This is a genomic window from Pseudoalteromonas sp. P1-26 (assembly GCF_001401795.1).
GTDB lineage: Bacteria > Pseudomonadota > Gammaproteobacteria > Enterobacterales > Alteromonadaceae > Pseudoalteromonas.
Map to the genome: position 1 here is coordinate 76,132 of NZ_LKDX01000001.1, position 16,484 is coordinate 92,615.

Genomic DNA, 16,484 nt, shown 5'->3' on the forward strand with positions numbered 1-16,484 from the left:
CTCTCCTAAAATAATTCAATATCCGTTTCTGCATCTTGCTGCTCAATATCGTGTAAGTATTTAATTTCACGTTTTTCAAGCTTATCAGAATGCAATTCACGCATTTTCTTAACCTGCGCCTTGCCTGTTTGTGGATCAAACATCACCTTACGTGGCCAAGGCCCGCCAACATCATGGGATACTAAATCTAAACCCTCCTCAAGTACATAGGCATTTGCAAAACGAATGTTGCCAACACCAATATCTGTCATTGAGCGGATTATTTTCCCGCCGCCAAACAGCTTTACTTTGAGGTTGCGTCTAGAAGCACCATTTTTTAGGATTTCATTGATCAAGTATTCCATTGCCCAGTTACCATAACGGCAATTAAGACTGTGTGCGTTACTCGGATCAACGCCTTTTTCCGCCGGCAGCATAAAATGATTCATACCACCAATACCTAAGCCTTCATCGTAAATACATGCAGCAATACACGACCCTAACACAGTTGTGATCAATTCATCAGACTTAGACACATAAAATTCGCCTGGTAATACTTTAGCAACCACTTTATGGCGCTTGCCATCCCAAAACCGTTTAACGTGCTCAAAACCAGACAATACAGGTTTAAAATGACTACTCATAGACCACCTTTTTGATAGATAGTTTGGCCTAAATTCTTAAACTCTTTGTGGTCCTTACCCAGTGTTTCGGAATGCCCCAAGAATAAATGACCTGAATTGGTCAACAAATCGTAATAACGTTTAAATAGAGTATCTTTCGTCGGCTTATCGAAGTAGATAACTACATTGCGACAAAAAATAACATCAAACGGCCCTTTCATAGGCCAGCTCTGTAATAAGTTTAGACGTTTAAAGAAAATATTCTTTTGTAGTTCGGGTTTTACTTTATATAACTGACCGTCATGGCTTTTTAGAAACCAGCGCTTAAGTTGGCTTTTGTCTAAACCATTCACATTGGCAGCGGTATAGGTGCCAGCCTGTGCTTTAGCGAGCACATTTGAGTCTAAGTCAGTAGCTAGGATTTTCACATCCCAATCAGATGGAAATAGACTGCTTAAGGTCATAGCAATGGTATAAGGCTCTTCGCCGGTCGAGCAGCCAGCAGACCACACCCTTACACGCTTTTGTTTAGCATTACTAATCAGCAGTTTGGGGACTATGGTATTTTTTAGATAACTAAAGTGATGTGGCTCACGAAAGAAAGAAGTCAGATTAGTAGTTATAGCATTAATAAACTCACTAAACTCTTGTTCTTTATTCTCTTCAAGAAAGTCTAAATATTCTTTAAAGTTCTTAAGCTTATGTTGGCGAATACGCCTTGCTAAGCGCGAGTAAACCATCTCGCGCTTATGCTCAGCTAAAACAATGCCGCAAGCATCGTACACTTGTGACGAAATAGCTTTAAAGTCACTATCCGTTAGTAAAAACTCTTTCATGTGCTTGACCCTGCAGCTGTAACATTAGATGCAATTAACTAGTTAGAATTTAATTGGGAAGAGTTTTAAAACTCTTCCCACTCATCACTAGGGTCAACAAAGTTATTACCTTTAGGTGCCGAACGCACTGGTGAGCTTGGCTGTTTAGCTGCAGGCGCTGAACTTGCACGGCTTGTAATATCCATCTCGTTATTCGATAACGAGAAGAAGTTTAACAAGCGGCGCATATCATTCGCTTGCTCTGCCATTGATTCACCCGCGGCAGAGGCTTCTTCAACTAATGCTGCATTTTGCTGGGTCATTTCATCCATTTGGGCAATGGCTTTATTGACCTGCTCAATACCAGAGCTTTGCTCTTCAGAAGCTTGGGCAATATCAGAAATCATTGCTGTAACTCTTTGCACCGCCGTAACAATTTCTTGTAATGTTGAACCCGATTCATTAACTAGTAATGTACCATCTTCAACTTTTCCAACACTGTCTCGGATCAATTCTTTGATTTCTTTTGCAGCAGCAGCTGAACGTTGCGCTAAGTTACGAACCTCACCAGCAACAACCGCGAAACCACGGCCTTGCTCACCTGCTCGTGCTGCTTCGACAGCGGCATTAAGCGCAAGTAGATTTGTTTGGAAAGCAATTTCATCAATGACACTGATGATGTCTGCAATCTTCTTACTTGATTCATTAATTGCTGACATACTGGTTACAGCGCGATTTACAACTTCGCCACCTTTTTGCGCTTTAGTACGTGTTTCTTCAGCAAGTTCATTCACTTCTTTTGCATTATCAGCATTTTGGCGAACCGTACTGGTCATCTCTTCCATGCTTGATGCTGTTTCTTCAAGTGATGAAGCCTGCTCTTCAGTACGTTGACTTAAATCAGCATTACCTTGCGAGATTTCTTCTGCACCACTAGCAACCAAGGTTGCTGAGGTATTAATGCGATTAATCACTTCAGTAAGCTTATCAGCCGTGGCATTTGCATCACGTTTTAACTTATCGAATGAACCTTGATAGTCTTGTTCAATACGTTTTGATAAATCACCGTTTGCCATAGCATCCAGCATATTGCCTGTGTCTTTTACTGCATCATCAACAATACTAACTAGGCTATTTAAGCCCTGTGCTAGGCGTAAGAAGAAACCTTGTTTACCCGCTTCTTCTACACGGGCTTCTAAGTCACCACTCCCCGCGGCAGCAACCAGACCCGCAATTTCTTTTTCAATCGCGACTTCAGCAGTTCTGTCTTCCCACTCAACAACCGTACCAATACGTTCGTTCTCTGGGGTAAAAATAGGGTTTGCGACCAAACCAAAAGTACGGCCGCCAACTTGAATTTCCGTGCTGTAAGTATCACTTAACTTAGCAAGCATATTGCGTTGATGTGCTGGATTCTTGTGGAATACATCGATATTTTGACCCACTAGATTATTACTATTGAAATTAGGTAAGTCTTTACGTAAATCACTTTCAGCAATTTTCATCATGTTCAGAACGGCTTCGTTCATGTAAATAATGTTGTTGCCAGAATCAGCAATCATGGTGTTAGTTGCCACACGGTCTAACGCGCGTCGAACACGAAGATTTTCTTCTGCTGCACGCTTTTCCGCTTCCGCTTTATTTACGCTATCAGTAATATCTTGCCACTCAACAATAGTCCCTAAACGCTTACCAGATGCGCTCACCCAAGGAGTCGCAATCAAGCTAAAAATAAGCCCCGCTAAACGTAATGTGGTTTTGTATGGTTCAGATAGGGTTTTTAGCAACTCACGTTGGTGTGATGGTTGTTTATGAAAATCATCAACGCAAGTTCCAATTAGGTTAGCCACAGAGAAGCTCGGTAGCACTGTTTGTAACGTTGATTCGCGAGCTTGCAGCATTTGCTTTACTTGCTCATTAACAAAGATAATTTTTAAATCGTTGTCAGCAATCATCACATTAGCTTGGCAAACGCGCAGCGCATTTGATAAATCGGCATCACGCTTTGACTGACGTTCAAGCTCTTTTTGCGCAGTTATATCGCTGGCAAATTTAATAACTTTGGTGACATTGCCATTGCTATCAATAATTGGGTTATAGGTGCCTTGGATCCACACTTGTTTGCCATTTTTACCGACACGCTTAAATTCATCAACAAAGAATTCACCGCTGCGTAATCGCTGCCAAAACTGTTGATATTCTGGGCTTTGCGACTCTTTTTCAGCAACAAACATAGAGTGGTGTTGCCCTTGGATCTCTTCGAGTCGGTAACCCATGGTGTTTAAGAAATTAGCATTGGCAGTAATGATCTGCCCCGATGGTTGAAACTCAATCATCGCTTGCGACTTTTTAAGTGCCGCAATAACTAAATCATTTTCCGACTCAACATTTTTAGGACTGCTAAACCATCCCATACCCTTCACCTTCTTGTTAATCTACCCAGTTAAATGTCCATTGTTTTTTGTAGGTCAAGTAATGCGACCATTTTCTCACCCACATTGACTAAACCCGCAACAAATTGCGCGTTGTCTGAGTCAGACAAATGTGGCACTGCCTTCGCTTCATGCTCAGCAATGCTATAGACATCCGAGACGGCATCAACGGCGATGCCCATAATTTTACATGTATTTTCAAGCTGTACTTTTAGAACAATTACAACGGTTAACGGCCCGTATTCGATGGCTGAAATACCAAAACGAAGCCTTAAATCAATAATCGGCACAATGGTGCCACGCAGGTTGATAACCCCTTTGACGAAATCCGGTGAATTAGGGATCACCGTAATTTCTTCCCAACTGCGAATTTCTTGCACCGTTAAAATATCAACACCATACTCTTCTTCAGCCATGAAGAAGGTTAAAAACTGTTTTACATCTTGATCTTGTTCAAGGTTTAGCTTGTTATGCAGGTCGTCGTGCTGTGCAATCATGACGCCTCCAAATTCGCTTTTGATTCAATAATCAATTCTTGGCTCCCAGGCTTTCTAAGCCCAGATAATTTAATCAAACCACTAATATCAACAATCAAAGAAACACGACCATCCCCTAGAATTGTCGCCCCTGAGACGCCATCAACTTTTTGATAATTGGCCTCTAAGCTTTTGATCACCACTTGCTGTTGCGACAATAAGTCATCAACCAATAAACCTACTTTTTGGTTGTCACTTTCAACAACAACCAATAAAGTTTTATCGAGCGTTTCTATCGCCCCTTTATGATTAAAAATGTTGTAGAGCCTTAAGATTGGAATATATTCATCACGTAAGCGCAGTACATCTAAGTCTTTGCCTACCCGACTCACTTTACTAATATCGATTTGCAATGACTCAATTATCGAAATCAGTGGGATAATATAAGTATGTTCAGCAATCCGGACTAACTGCCCATCTAAAATAGCCAGCGTTAGCGGTAGGCGAATTGTAAATGTCGAACCCACTCCCGGTGCAGAAGCCACTTCAACAGAGCCGCTGAGCGCTTCAATATTGCGCCTTACTACATCCATACCAACGCCACGACCTGATAAGTCGCTGACTTGATCGGCTGTAGAAAATCCTGGTAAGAAAATAAGCTCGTTGATTTCGTTATCAGACAACTCATCAGTTTCTGAAATTAGGCCGTTTTTAATCGCCTTTTCACGAATTTTAGTGGTATTAAGGCCCTGACCATCATCCATAATTTCGATAACGATATTACCGCCTTGATGAAACGCATTGAGCGTAACAGTACCAACAGGGTCTTTACCCGCTGCAACACGTTTATCAACGGTTTCTAAACCATGATCTAGGGAGTTTCTCACTAGATGCACCATGGGGTCAGAAAGTTTCTCCATCACCGTTTTATCTAGTTCGGTTTGTTCACCAAGTAATTTAAGCTCAACTTGTTTATCAAGCTTTTGCGAGATATCGCGTACTAAGCGAGGAAAGCGACTAAACACAAAACTTATTGGTAACATGCGAATACGCATGACATTTTCTTGTAAGTCACGGGTATTATGTGCCAGTTGTGCTAAGCCCTCTTGTAATGAGGCTATAGTTGCTTCAGTGATCTCTTGCTCACCCAATTGACTTAACATCGCTTGGGTAATCACTAATTCACCCACCATGTTGATCAATGAATCAACTTTGTCGATACCAACCCTAATTGAGGTTGATTCTGCATTGGCTGTGGTTGCTTTAACTGGCGCTGGCTTTTTAGGATCTGTAGCTGGTTTAACTGCTGCAGGCTCAACCTCTTGCGCTGGCGCTACATCTTCAGTAACAGTCTCAGCTGCTGTTATCTCTTCATCACCAAACAAGCCACCGCATAGTGTGATGGTGATATCAGCATCATCTTCAACCCATTCGAAAATTTCTTCGATGCAGCTTTGTTCTTTATCTGTGGTTAAGAAAAAGCGCCACGACAGAAAGCAATCTTCAGGGGCAAGGTTCGTAATATCTGGCACATCATCTTGAAAGGCTTGTGTTTCAAGCTCACCCAATTCCGCTAATTCACTGATCATGTACAGTGGTTCATTACCGGTTTTAAATAAATGATGATGTGGTTTGAAATCGATTTGATAGGTATTAAAGCTGCTTTCGCTCACAGCTTCTGGCGCTTGCTCAGTCTCTTTACTTGCAGCACGCATACCAAGAATTTCTTCAAACTTAATACGCAATTCATCAGCTTCAGTTAAGTCTGGCTGCTGCTCAGCTTGTAGAGTTCTGAGTAAAGCCCGTAAACAGTCAACTGATTTTAAAAGTAAATTTACATGCTCAGCAGTAAGATCTCGTGAACCTTCACGAATTTGATCTAACAGCGTTTCGAGAACATGAGTAAAGTCTGCAACAGCACTAAAACCAAAGGTACCGCTGCCTCCTTTTATTGAATGCGCAGCGCGAAAAATTGTATTTATCGTCTCTAAGTCTTCTTCGCCAGGCACTAAGTTTAATAACTCAGCCTCCATAGCGTCGAGTCCTTCAAAGCTTTCTTCGAAGAATACTTCAAAAAATTGGCTTAGATCTATACTCATGCCCCGCTCCTATTATTAGCGAATCACTTTTTTCAATACCGCTAACAATTGCTCAGGATTAAATGGCTTAACAATCCAACCAGTTGCACCAGCAGCTTTACCTTCAGACTTTTTATCAAGACCCGACTCTGTGGTCAGCATCAGTAAAGGTGTGAACTTATAATTAGGTAAGCTACGTAATTCACGAATAAGGGTAATACCATCCATTACCGGCATATTTACATCAGAAATAACAGCATCAAAGCCTTGTTGTTTTGCGATATTTAAAGCTTCGCTGCCGTCTTTCGCTTCTGTCACATCAAAGCCAGCTTTTTTAAGCGTAAAACCAACCATTTGGCGCATAGATGCAGAATCGTCTACTGCTAAAATTCTTTTCATAAAAACCTCTTAATTGGCATTCTCAAGCACAAGATAATGGCTTAAGCCCAAACTATTAATTGCCTTTTGCAACGGCTTACTCTCGCCAACCCAAATAATTTTGTGTTGCACCGAAAGCAAATGCTTCTGTAATGCACATAAAAGCTGAATTGATGCTGTGTCAGCACGGGTCACTTCACTGATATCCAAACAGATATCATCATTTGCTGACAACTCTTGGAGCAAATCTTGATGGAGTGTTTCGACCTGACTAATAGCTAATTCTGTAGGGAGCTTTAACATTACTTATACCTTCCCTGCTTTAAACAATTCATAACAAAAGCTTAGACTGACTAAATAAAAATGCCATAATTTGAATCAAAAAATAGTAAAATTTTTTAGTAGCTTAGACATTTATATCAAAAAAGGAAGCTTTTCTTTTGCGGAAAATGACTCCCTTAACCAAGAAAGTTTACTTTGCGTAATAATCTGCTATTTTTTTGAACTCTTCAGTCAAAGTTGTGCCGTTTATTAATGGCACGCTGCCTTGTTTAAATTCAGGCTTAAAAATCGCACGTACCGAGCCATCGCCATCAACCATCACTACCGACGCGCTATGATCAACGGCATACTCTTGCTCATCACTATCGTTAATTGCGTAAATTAAGCCAAGCTCTCTAACAAATGGAAAAAGTTGCTTGTGCGGACCTGATACTGCAAGAAAATCAGGATTAAAGTAATCAATGTAGGCTTTGCGCTTTTCGGTTGTATCACGTTTTGGATCTACGGCAACAAACCATACCTGCACTTTGTAATCTTGGCTTAGCTGCTTTTGCACTGCAGTTAACTTCGCCAGTGTCATTGGACATATATCAGGGCAACTGGTATAGCCTAAAAAGACCAAATTCCAATGCCCCATAAACTGACTGTTATCAGCGGGCGCACCATGTTGATCGGTTAATAAAAACGGACTAATCGGCTTTGCCTGCTCATAAACCAGTGCTTCGACTTCAGGTGCGTTGTTGTTTTTACCACAACCGGTTACAAACAATACCGCACTGAAACATAAAAAAGCGACGATTCGCGTCATAAAACTAACCATTTATCAATGAATAAGGCGATAAAGAGTAGCATTAAATGCACGATTGAAAAACGAAATAAGTCCATTGCTGTATCATCTTTTGGGGCAATTTTTAGTTTTAACGCTTTATAAATGAATATCGCGTTTAAAACGCTTGCACCTAATAAGTAAATTAGCCCTGACATGCCAATTAAATAAGGCAGCACACATACCAAAGCAAGCAAAATGCTGTAGCCAACAACGCAAGTTTTACAAAATTCGATACCGTGAGTAACAGGCAACATAGGAATTTTTGCCCGCTCGTAATCACTTTTACGTGCAATCGCCAAGGCCCAAAAATGCGGGGGAGTCCAAGTAAATATAATCATCACTAACAGCCAAGGAGCTGCAGCCATATGGCCTGTTTCAGATACCCACCCCAGCAACGGCGGCATAGCACCTGCCAAACCACCAATAACAATATTTTGCGGTGTGGCACGCTTTAAAAACGAGGTGTAAATAAAGGCATAGCCGACAAGCGCAAACAAAGTAAGAATGGCGGTGAGCGTATTCGCCCATACCATAAGCATAACAAAACCTAGTATTCCTATAGTTGCAGCAAAGCTCAAAGCATGTTGTTTACTGAGCCGACCTTTTGCCACAGGACGATGACGTGTACGTGCCATTTTGCTGTCGATTTCACTATCAACAACATGATTGATCACGGCAGCAGCAGCCGACAGCAAGCCAATACCTAGCAAACTTGCAAGCTGCACAAATACCCCTCGCCCAACATCGGGAGCCAATGCCAAACCAACCCAAGCAGTTAGTACAAGCATGGCAACTACTTTAAATTTACTGATAGCTAAGTAATCTTTAAGTAACTCTGAGCTTTGAATAAATAATGATTTTTCTGAGCTTAGTAATAATGCCATCACAGCCTCCTAGGTTCTTATTTTTAAGTGGAAGCATAGTCTTACCATGCTAAGCAGTAACAATGCGGCCATTAGGTTGTGCGCAAGCGCTACACTTAATGGGAAGTGCCAGTGCACAACAGCTAGGCCTAAACAGATTTGGCACAACAAAGCGATTAATACAGTGACTGTGCAGTGCTTAATTTTTCGAGAGTAACAGCGTGAATATATGCGCCACATGATCAGCGCTAACACCACACAAGTAACCAGCGCCCAAATACGGTGTAGCAGATGAATAGACATACGCGCCTGCTGCGATAAAACGCCATATTCATAGGTGCTGTGCTCAAGCGGTAGCTGAAACACACTCTTCAAAGAAAACGGTTGTCCGTAGCTACACAGCGGTAAGCCATTACAATGCGGAGCGGCGTAATTTGCTGCAAGCCAGCCACCCAATGCAATTTGCAGTATTAGCACCACCAAGCCCACCAGCGCTAACCGGTAATATGGCTTTGCGCCGCTATCACTGCTAGCAACAGGGTCGGTCTTTAAACGTAGATACAATAAAAACAGCAACGACAAGATACTAAAACCGCCGAGCAAATGCCCCATAACAACCAAAGGCTGTAGGTTCATAGTGACAGTCCACATGCCCAATACGGCTTGGAATACCACCAATAATAATAGTGCTAATGGCAGTTTAACCGGCGTATTTGGATATTGGCGTTTTAACCAGGCAAAAACAAACAAGGCTAAAATAAGTAAACCAAGGGCACCGGCAAAATAGCGATGGATCATTTCTTTCCATGCTTTTGCTGCTTCAAACATCATATCAGGGTAGTTTTGTTCAACATGTAACAGAGCAGTTTCATGTTTTGGCACAGTTAAAAATCCATAGCAACCAGGCCAGTCAGGGCAACCAAGCCCAGCATCACTCAGCCGTGTATAGGCACCAAGCCCAACAACTAAGATAGAGAAGAAAACCGTAATTAAGACTAAATATTTATAATTTTTATACATCTTTATCCCCTTAATGAGGTTTAACTTGAACGCGCATAGTTAAGTAGTTTCTTTAAGTCTTTAAGTAAGCCTTTTTGAATCAGTCTATTTTGTTCTGGCTCAGCCGTGTAGGGGTAATGCAAAACCACTAAGCCCATGTGATCAACCAAGTATAAGTCTCCCGCTTTGAGCGCAGGACTTACTGCTAATTGACGCCAACTTGCCGATACCTGCTGTTGATTTGTCAGTACCGCCACATCCACTTTTTGCTGATTTTTACCTAAAGCGACATATAGGTTATCTAGACTGGCTAATTGGTTTGCACAAACTTTACTGCACTCTTTTGGATAATTAAGCGCAATTGTCCATTGTTTAGGATCGCCTTGTTGCCAATCAGCTAATTTAATTTCTTCGCTTAAAAGCTCACCATGATTACTCGAACCACTCGGTAACCACTCAAGCTTTAATGCTGCATAAGCAAGTGCCAGCGGCACAAAACAGCATAAAACGAATAAACTAAGCGGGTTTATTTTCATAACCTCTCCTTCTCATCGCAAAATAAGCAATAACTACACACGCTAAGCCGATTAATAACCACTGCACGGCATAGGCGTAATGTTTATCTGGCCCCATCACGACACTCTGGTAATGCGGAGTTGCAATACCATCTGCTTCATTGCGATAACCAATAAAGTCTTGTAAGGGCTTTGCTAATTGAGCACTAAAAATTGCTAAATCGATGCCTTGAATACGCTTAGGCCAGCCTTGTTCTGCACCAATCTCATCGGCAAGTGTGAAGCCTTGTAAGTTGCCTTGTTTCAATTGCACTGTAGCCGTAAACTTTGTTGATTCTGGCCATTCAACGGTTGGCAACTGGCTGCGGTTTGTTGGGGCTTTTAGCCAACCAAAGTTAACAATTAAAGGCGCACTTTCACCTGTAATTGTCATCGCTACTAGTAAGTCATAGCCCACTTGCCCCTGATAAATTTGATTATCAAGTAGCCAGTACTGTTGTTTATTTACCTCGCCAGATACCTTGACTTGCAAGCCCGTTTTATTCAGCTCTCTAGGTAAATTTTGCAGCTCTTGCCAGCTCAAAACGCCTTGCTCTTTCGAAACGGCTAACTGACTTAGTTGCTGCTGTTTTTGCTCTCCTCGCTGGTATTGCCAAACGCTTAGTCGTAAACAAATAAGCACTGCAAGTATCACAACGCAAATTGCGATAATTGAGCTAAGCTTTTGTTTACGCCATAAAATTAACTGCATTTGGAATACCTAATATGATTAAAATCATTATTGTTTTGTTATTACTTTATATTCTGTTCAACCTATTTAGAGCGCTGTTTGTGATGATGTCAGCAAAAGAGCACTCGAAACCCATGTCGCATTACTTAGGTCGTCGAGTGCTGTTTTCAGGTATTGTGCTGGTGCTCATCATTGCCGCAATGAAATTGGGCTTTATTCACACCAACCCGTCGCCGCTTCACAAAGCTACAGCACGTACACAAATACAAATAAACACAACCACACCACATCAACAAAGTGCCAATACCAAGCAGCCGCTTGAAAAGCAAAATGCTTTTCACTCGTGAAGTGGCCTTTAAAAATTCTAAGTAGCACCACAAATAAAATAATGGTGCCTAATGTCACGTGCATACCGTGAAAGCCCGTTAACAAGAAAAAGGTATTCCCATAAACACCCGCATCTAAGGTCAAGCCTAAATCTTGGTATGCATGCATATACTCGTATACTTGTAAGCCAAGGAAAATCACACCTAGTAGCACAGTTAAAGATAAAAATACCTTTAGAGCGCCGCGCTTATTGTTTTCAATAGCAACATGAGCAAAGTGAATTGTGACCGATGAGGTAAGCAGAATAAGCGTGTTGATCAGAGGTAGACCTTGCCAGCCCATAGCCTGTGTGGTCTCGCCCGCTGGCGTAGTTAATAGTGGCCATACGGCTTCAAAGGTTGGCCAGAGTACTTCGTTGGTCATAGCATTATTACCAGCGCCACCGAGCCAAGGCACCGAAATCATACGTGCGTAAAAAAGAGCGCCAAAAAACGCCATAAAGAACATAACCTCAGAGAATATGAACCAGCTCATACCTTGTCTGAATGAGCGGTCCATTTGTGCTGAGTAAAGCCCTTTATGAGACTCTTCAATAACGTTTCTAAACCAGCTAAAAACCATATAAACTAATATGGCGATGCCTAGATACAAGACATACTGGCCACTACTGCCCTCACCACTTACTTGCATCACAGTTAAACCAGCACCAACAGCAATTAAAAACATCGCGATGGCACCAACTATTGGCCAAGGACTCTCGGCTGGAACATAGTATTTTTCATAATTTTGATTCATTTTGTTTGCTCCCAATTAGCAATTAGCTTGGCGGCTTTTAATCGTTTTTAGCCACAACATGCCCGCTAATATCAAACACGGTATACGACAACGTCAGTTCCTCAACATCGTCGGGTAACTCAGTATCAACATAAAACAACAAGGTAAATTCCATTTCTTCACCGGCTTTCATTGGCTGCTGATCAAAGCAAAAACAGGCGATTTTATGTAAGTACTTTGCCGCTTTACCCGGTGATACTGATGGAATTGCTTGCATGACTTTGTCTTCATTACTGGTGTTCTTTGCTGAGAATTTAACTTCACGCATGGCACCAGGTTGTACCGCCACGCTGTATTGCTCAGACTGCACCTTAAATGGCGCGCCGCTTTGGGCGTGAGTGGTAAAGCTGACATCAACTTGGCGCTGTGTATTTATTGATTCACTCGCGCTCGCTTTTTCTAATGATGGCTTACCATTCAACCCTGTAACGTCGCAAAACACGTCGTAAAGCGGCACCATTGCAAAAGCAAATGCGAACATGAGCAAGCATGTAATCAGCAGTTTTTTTAGCAAAGGTGCATGGTTCATTACTTAATCTCCGGCGGTGTTTCAAAGGTGTGATAAGGCGCTGGAGAATCGACTTCCCACTCTAAACCTTCAGCTCCATCCCATACTTTGGCAGGTGCCTTTTCGCCACCTCGAGCACATTTAAATACCACCAATACAAACAACAGTTGCGATAAGCCAAATGCAAAACCACCAATACTGATAATGGCGTTAAAGTCAGCGAATTGCAGAGCATAGTCAGGAATACGACGCGGCATACCAGCAAGGCCAACAAAGTGCATAGGGAAGAACAACACGTTGACACTGATTAGCGATAACCAAAAATGCCATTTCGCCAGCGTTTCGTTGTACATGTTGCCAGTCCATTTCGGTAGCCAATAATAGGCTCCCGCCATAATTGAGAACACAGCCCCCGTCACAAGCACATAATGGAAGTGAGCCACCACAAAATAGGTATCGTGATACTGAAAATCTGCTGGTGTAATCGCAAGCATCAAGCCAGAGAAACCACCTAAGGTGAATAACACAATAAAGGCGATGGCAAACATCATCGGAATTTCGAAGCTAATCGAACCGCGCCACATGGTGGCCACCCAGTTAAACACTTTAACGCCCGTTGGTACCGAGATAAGCATGGTGGCGTACATGAAAAACAACTCGCCTGCCACAGGCATCCCTGTGGTAAACATATGATGTGCCCAAACGATAAAACTTAGCAGCGCAATCGATGAAGTTGCATACACCATAGACGCATAGCCAAATAGCTTTTTGCGCGAGAAGGTCGGTACGATAGTCGATATAATGCCAAAGGCCGGCAAAATCATGATGTACACTTCGGGGTGCCCAAAGAACCAGAAAATGTGCTGGAACATCACAGGGTCGCCCCCACCGGCTGCATCAAAAAAGCTGGTTGCGAAGTATTTATCGGTCAACACCATTGTGACTGCCCCTGCTAGGACAGGCATAACAGCAATTAACAAGAATGCAGTGATTAACCATGTCCAAACAAATAGCGGCAGCTTCATCCACGTCATACCTGGCGCTCTTAAGTTGACGATAGTCACGATAACGTTAATCGCCCCCATAATTGAGCTGATACCCATGATATGTACGGCAAACACAAAAAGTGCAGTGTTATCGTTGCTGTAAGTTGTTGATAGTGGTGCGTAAAAAGTCCAACCAAACGCAGGACCACCACCAGGCATAAGTAACGAAGCCAATAGAATTAAAAATGCGAACGGCAATATCCAAAAGCTCCAGTTATTCATACGTGGTAAGGCCATGTCTGGTGCGCCTATCATCATAGGCACCATCCAGTTTGCAAGCCCAGTGAACGCGGGCATAACGGCACCAAACACCATAATCAAACCATGTACTGTGGTCATTTGGTTAAAAAAGTGCGGGTCGACTAGCTGTAATCCAGGCTGAAAGAGTTCAGCACGGATCACCATTGCCATGGCTCCACCTATTAAAAACATAGTTAGAGAAAAAATCAGGTATAAACTACCAATGTCTTTATGGTTGGTAGTGTATAGCCAGCGCTTAAAACCTTTAGCTGGATGATGATGGTCGTGATGCGCATGCCCATTTGCTTGCTCGTTAATAACATTACTCATTAGTTCGCCTCCGCTGCTGCATCAATCGCGGCTTGAATTTGACTCGGTTGGATAACATCGCCGGTATCATTACCCCACGCGTTTCGCTTATAAGTAATAACCGCAGCAAGTTGCTTAATTGAAAGCTGTTTATCAAACGCTTGCATTGCTGTGCCAGGCTTACCGTGTAACACGATATCTATGTGATCTTTTACATCACCTAATACAATCGGGCTGCCTTTAAGTGCTGGAAAAACGCCTGGTAAGCCCATACCGGTAGGTTGGTGACATGCAGCACAGCTTGCCATATACACTTGCTCACCTAAGACCATAAGCTCTTCTTTCGGTAATGTTTGATCAAGCAAAGCAGCATCTGCTGCGGCCGCATTGGCTTTTTCTTGCTTGGCATCTGCAAGCCAATTAGCAAATTCATCTTCAGGTAAGGCTTTCACCACAACAGGCATAAAGCCGTGATCTTTACCGCATAACTCAGCACATTGACCACGGTATACTCCTGGCTCGTTAATACGTGTCCACGCTTCATTGATAAACCCAGGATTTGCATCCTTTTTAACCGCAAAATCAGGCACCCACCATGAATGAATTACATCGTCTGAGGTCATTAAAAAGCGAACTTTTTTATTGATAGGAAGTACTAGCGGTTTATCTACTTCAAGCAAATAATGCTCAGTTTTCTCTGCTTGGTTGTCTATTTGATCTTTAGGAGTAGATAGAATCGAGTAATAAGCAATGTCTTCACCCATGTACTCGTAATGCCACTTCCATTGTGAGCCAGTCACTTTAATGGTGATATCGGCTTTAGAAGCATCTTCCATGGCAATTAAGGTTTTTGTGGCAGGCACAGCCATGGCGATTAAGATGACAAATGGAATGGCAGTCCAAAGTATTTCAACTTTTGTACTTTCATGAAATTGGGCAGGCTTGGCCCCTTTGGATTTACGGTGGTGTATTAAAGCCCAAAACATCACCGCAAATACGATGATGCCGATTACACAGCAGATAATAAATATCGTCATGTGTAACTCATAAACATTATTACTTATATCGGTCACCCCTTTACGCATATTGTATTGGCTATTTGCCAATGCAAGCTCAGGAAGTGCAAACAATATAAGCCACAAGGCGTAACGCAGTTTACCCATGTGACGGCTCCTTTAGATGCTATTGCAAGACGCAAAGCGAAAAGGCGATACAACAAGGTGCCCATTCGTTTTTCTTATTGTTCAGAGCGACTACGTATCATTTTGACCCACTTATGATACCGACCCCTTGACTAACACCTCGCACATTTTTGTGTCTTTTTATTAATTAGGTGTTAATACAGTGTATTAACCAATTAGTTAAAAAATGACCAATAAGCAAGTTTTAATGATAATAAATGTTTATTTTGGTGCAGAAATAACAACTATAATCAGCGCGTTATTTAATGTTTAGGAGTAAGAACGAAATATAAAAAGAGAGGAAAACTGCGCCATATAAGGCTTTAAATGAAGAGTAAGGATTCACAAATCCTAATTAAGTAGTAAAATTTCAGCGGCGCACCAAATTGAGTCAATTTGATGCACCAAATTGGGAACGCTTACATCCAGTCAGCGTTACGAATAACACCTACCGCTAACCCCTCGATGTTGAACGACTCATGCTCAAGATCAACCTCAATAGGCGAAAACTCTTCGTTCTCAGCGTGTAAAAGTACTTTGCGACCCGCTTTTTCTAGACGCTTAACTGTTACATCTTCATCGACTCGAGCTACAACTACTTGCCCGTTTTCAGCAACTTGTGTTCTGTGTACTGCAAGCAAATCGCCATCCATAATACCAATGTCTTTCATACTCATACCATTTACACGCAGTAAGAAATCGGCAGCAGGTTTAAATAATGAAGGATCAACTTGGCAGTGACTTTCAACATGCTCTTGAGCCAAAATAGGTTCACCAGCTGCAACACGGCCAATTAAAGGTAAGCCTAACTGCTCTGGCTCATCTTCTTCAATTAACTGAATACCGCGACTCGCCCCAGGCTTCATTTTGATCATGCCTTTTTTTGCCAGTGCTTTTAGGTGTTCTTCAGCAGCGTTGGCACTTTTAAAACCCAATGTTTGAGCTATTTCAGCACGCGTAGGTGGCATGCCTGTATCTTTAATAAAGACTTTAATTAGTTCTAAAATTTGCGATTGGCGTTTAGTTAATGGGCGCATACA

18 protein-coding genes are annotated in these 16,484 nt (G+C 42.1%); 1 reads left to right on the forward strand and 17 read right to left on the reverse strand.

What is annotated here, in order from left to right:
- Nucleotides 1–5: 5 nt before the first annotated feature.
- The 12 genes from cheD to AN394_RS00430 all read right to left on the reverse strand — a co-directional run bounded on the left by cheD (nt 6) and on the right by AN394_RS00430 (nt 11,020).
- Entirely contained in the window at nt 6–623 is a 618-nt protein-coding gene (gene cheD / locus AN394_RS00375) for a chemoreceptor glutamine deamidase CheD (RefSeq protein ID WP_054562865.1), read from the reverse strand.
- Entirely contained in the window at nt 620–1,438 is an 819-nt protein-coding gene (locus AN394_RS00380; protein ID WP_054562866.1) for a protein-glutamate O-methyltransferase CheR, read from the reverse strand. The genes cheD and AN394_RS00380 overlap by 4 nt, the downstream gene beginning before the upstream one ends.
- A 65-nt stretch (nt 1,439–1,503) precedes the next feature.
- Complete coding sequence (locus AN394_RS00385; protein WP_055020529.1) at nt 1,504–3,831, reverse strand: methyl-accepting chemotaxis protein; 2,328 nt, start codon at nt 3,829–3,831, stop codon at nt 1,504–1,506.
- 29 nt (nt 3,832–3,860) lie between these two features.
- Nucleotides 3,861–4,346 (reverse strand): chemotaxis protein CheW, encoded by a 486-nt coding sequence (locus AN394_RS00390; RefSeq protein WP_054562868.1) that lies wholly within the window; start codon nt 4,344–4,346, stop codon nt 3,861–3,863.
- A complete protein-coding gene (locus AN394_RS00395) occupies nt 4,343–6,424 on the reverse strand; it encodes a chemotaxis protein CheA (RefSeq protein WP_055020530.1) in 2,082 nt (693 codons plus the stop codon). Before AN394_RS00395 ends, AN394_RS00390 begins: the two co-directional genes overlap by 4 nt.
- A gap of 15 nt (nt 6,425–6,439) precedes the next feature.
- Complete coding sequence (locus AN394_RS00400; protein ID WP_054562870.1) at nt 6,440–6,802, reverse strand: response regulator; 363 nt, start codon at nt 6,800–6,802, stop codon at nt 6,440–6,442.
- Nucleotides 6,803–6,811: 9 nt separating this feature from the next.
- Nucleotides 6,812–7,084 (reverse strand): STAS domain-containing protein, encoded by a 273-nt coding sequence (locus AN394_RS00405; protein WP_055020531.1) that lies wholly within the window; start codon nt 7,082–7,084, stop codon nt 6,812–6,814.
- Nucleotides 7,085–7,253: 169 nt separating this feature from the next.
- On the reverse strand, nt 7,254–7,871 hold the full coding sequence (locus AN394_RS00410) for an SCO family protein (RefSeq protein ID WP_055020532.1): 618 nt from the start codon (nt 7,869–7,871) through the stop codon (nt 7,254–7,256).
- A complete protein-coding gene (gene cyoE / locus AN394_RS00415; protein ID WP_054562873.1) occupies nt 7,868–8,776 on the reverse strand; it encodes a heme o synthase in 909 nt (302 codons plus the stop codon). The genes AN394_RS00410 and cyoE overlap by 4 nt, the downstream gene beginning before the upstream one ends.
- Nucleotides 8,777–8,785: 9 nt before the next feature.
- Nucleotides 8,786–9,775, reverse strand: a complete 990-nt coding sequence (locus AN394_RS00420) for a heme A synthase (RefSeq protein WP_055020533.1) — start codon at nt 9,773–9,775, stop codon at nt 8,786–8,788.
- Nucleotides 9,776–9,795: 20 nt separating this feature from the next.
- Nucleotides 9,796–10,290: a hypothetical protein gene (locus AN394_RS00425; RefSeq protein WP_055020534.1), complete on the reverse strand. Its 495-nt coding sequence runs from the start codon at nt 10,288–10,290 to the stop codon at nt 9,796–9,798.
- Complete coding sequence (locus tag AN394_RS00430; protein ID WP_055020535.1) at nt 10,271–11,020, reverse strand: SURF1 family protein; 750 nt, start codon at nt 11,018–11,020, stop codon at nt 10,271–10,273. Before AN394_RS00430 ends, AN394_RS00425 begins: the two co-directional genes overlap by 20 nt.
- A 14-nt stretch (nt 11,021–11,034) precedes the next feature.
- On the opposite strand from AN394_RS00430, the gene AN394_RS22470 reads away from it, so the two are divergent.
- Entirely contained in the window at nt 11,035–11,346 is a 312-nt protein-coding gene (locus AN394_RS22470; protein ID WP_082422922.1) for a DUF2909 domain-containing protein, read from the forward strand.
- Here AN394_RS22470 and AN394_RS00435 read toward each other — a convergent pair.
- The 5 genes from AN394_RS00435 to lexA form a co-directional block, all read right to left on the reverse strand.
- Nucleotides 11,246–12,121: a cytochrome c oxidase subunit 3 gene (locus AN394_RS00435; protein ID WP_055020536.1), complete on the reverse strand. Its 876-nt coding sequence runs from the start codon at nt 12,119–12,121 to the stop codon at nt 11,246–11,248. The two genes, AN394_RS22470 and AN394_RS00435, sit on opposite strands and share 101 nt — an antisense overlap.
- A 37-nt stretch (nt 12,122–12,158) precedes the next feature.
- A complete protein-coding gene (locus AN394_RS00440) occupies nt 12,159–12,689 on the reverse strand; it encodes a cytochrome c oxidase assembly protein (RefSeq protein WP_054554454.1) in 531 nt (176 codons plus the stop codon).
- Entirely contained in the window at nt 12,689–14,284 is a 1,596-nt protein-coding gene (gene ctaD / locus AN394_RS00445; protein WP_055020537.1) for a cytochrome c oxidase subunit I, read from the reverse strand. Before ctaD ends, AN394_RS00440 begins: the two co-directional genes overlap by 1 nt.
- Nucleotides 14,284–15,426: a cytochrome c oxidase subunit II gene (gene coxB / locus AN394_RS00450; RefSeq protein ID WP_054562878.1), complete on the reverse strand. Its 1,143-nt coding sequence runs from the start codon at nt 15,424–15,426 to the stop codon at nt 14,284–14,286. The genes ctaD and coxB overlap by 1 nt, the downstream gene beginning before the upstream one ends.
- 437 nt (nt 15,427–15,863) lie before the next feature.
- The gene (gene lexA, locus AN394_RS00455; RefSeq protein WP_054554457.1) at nt 15,864–16,481 is read right to left on the reverse strand and encodes a transcriptional repressor LexA; all 618 of its coding nucleotides are present in this window, start codon (nt 16,479–16,481) and stop codon (nt 15,864–15,866) included.
- Between the last annotated feature and the right edge of the window lie 3 nt (nt 16,482–16,484).

Bases quoted from the DNA above. Each gene is read 5' to 3' on its own strand.
- cheD (WP_054562865.1), bottom strand. From the start codon at position 623: ATGAGTAGTCATTTTAAACCTGTATTGTCTGGTTTTGAGCACGTTAAA.
- AN394_RS00380 (WP_054562866.1), bottom strand. From the start codon at position 1,438: ATGAAAGAGTTTTTACTAACGGATAGTGACTTTAAAGCTATTTCGTCA.
- AN394_RS00385 (WP_055020529.1), bottom strand. From the start codon at position 3,831: ATGGGATGGTTTAGCAGTCCTAAAAATGTTGAGTCGGAAAATGATTTA.
- AN394_RS00390 (WP_054562868.1), bottom strand. From the start codon at position 4,346: ATGATTGCACAGCACGACGACCTGCATAACAAGCTAAACCTTGAACAA.
- AN394_RS00395 (WP_055020530.1), bottom strand. From the start codon at position 6,424: ATGAGTATAGATCTAAGCCAATTTTTTGAAGTATTCTTCGAAGAAAGC.
- AN394_RS00400 (WP_054562870.1), bottom strand. From the start codon at position 6,802: ATGAAAAGAATTTTAGCAGTAGACGATTCTGCATCTATGCGCCAAATG.
- AN394_RS00405 (WP_055020531.1), bottom strand. From the start codon at position 7,084: ATGTTAAAGCTCCCTACAGAATTAGCTATTAGTCAGGTCGAAACACTC.
- AN394_RS00410 (WP_055020532.1), bottom strand. From the start codon at position 7,871: ATGACGCGAATCGTCGCTTTTTTATGTTTCAGTGCGGTATTGTTTGTA.
- cyoE (WP_054562873.1), bottom strand. From the start codon at position 8,776: ATGGCATTATTACTAAGCTCAGAAAAATCATTATTTATTCAAAGCTCA.
- AN394_RS00420 (WP_055020533.1), bottom strand. From the start codon at position 9,775: ATGTATAAAAATTATAAATATTTAGTCTTAATTACGGTTTTCTTCTCT.
- AN394_RS00425 (WP_055020534.1), bottom strand. From the start codon at position 10,290: ATGAAAATAAACCCGCTTAGTTTATTCGTTTTATGCTGTTTTGTGCCG.
- AN394_RS00430 (WP_055020535.1), bottom strand. From the start codon at position 11,020: ATGCAGTTAATTTTATGGCGTAAACAAAAGCTTAGCTCAATTATCGCA.
- AN394_RS22470 (WP_082422922.1), top strand. From the start codon at position 11,035: ATGATTAAAATCATTATTGTTTTGTTATTACTTTATATTCTGTTCAAC.
- AN394_RS00435 (WP_055020536.1), bottom strand. From the start codon at position 12,121: ATGAATCAAAATTATGAAAAATACTATGTTCCAGCCGAGAGTCCTTGG.
- AN394_RS00440 (WP_054554454.1), bottom strand. From the start codon at position 12,689: ATGAACCATGCACCTTTGCTAAAAAAACTGCTGATTACATGCTTGCTC.
- ctaD (WP_055020537.1), bottom strand. From the start codon at position 14,284: ATGAGTAATGTTATTAACGAGCAAGCAAATGGGCATGCGCATCACGAC.
- coxB (WP_054562878.1), bottom strand. From the start codon at position 15,426: ATGGGTAAACTGCGTTACGCCTTGTGGCTTATATTGTTTGCACTTCCT.
- lexA (WP_054554457.1), bottom strand. From the start codon at position 16,481: ATGCGCCCATTAACTAAACGCCAATCGCAAATTTTAGAACTAATTAAA.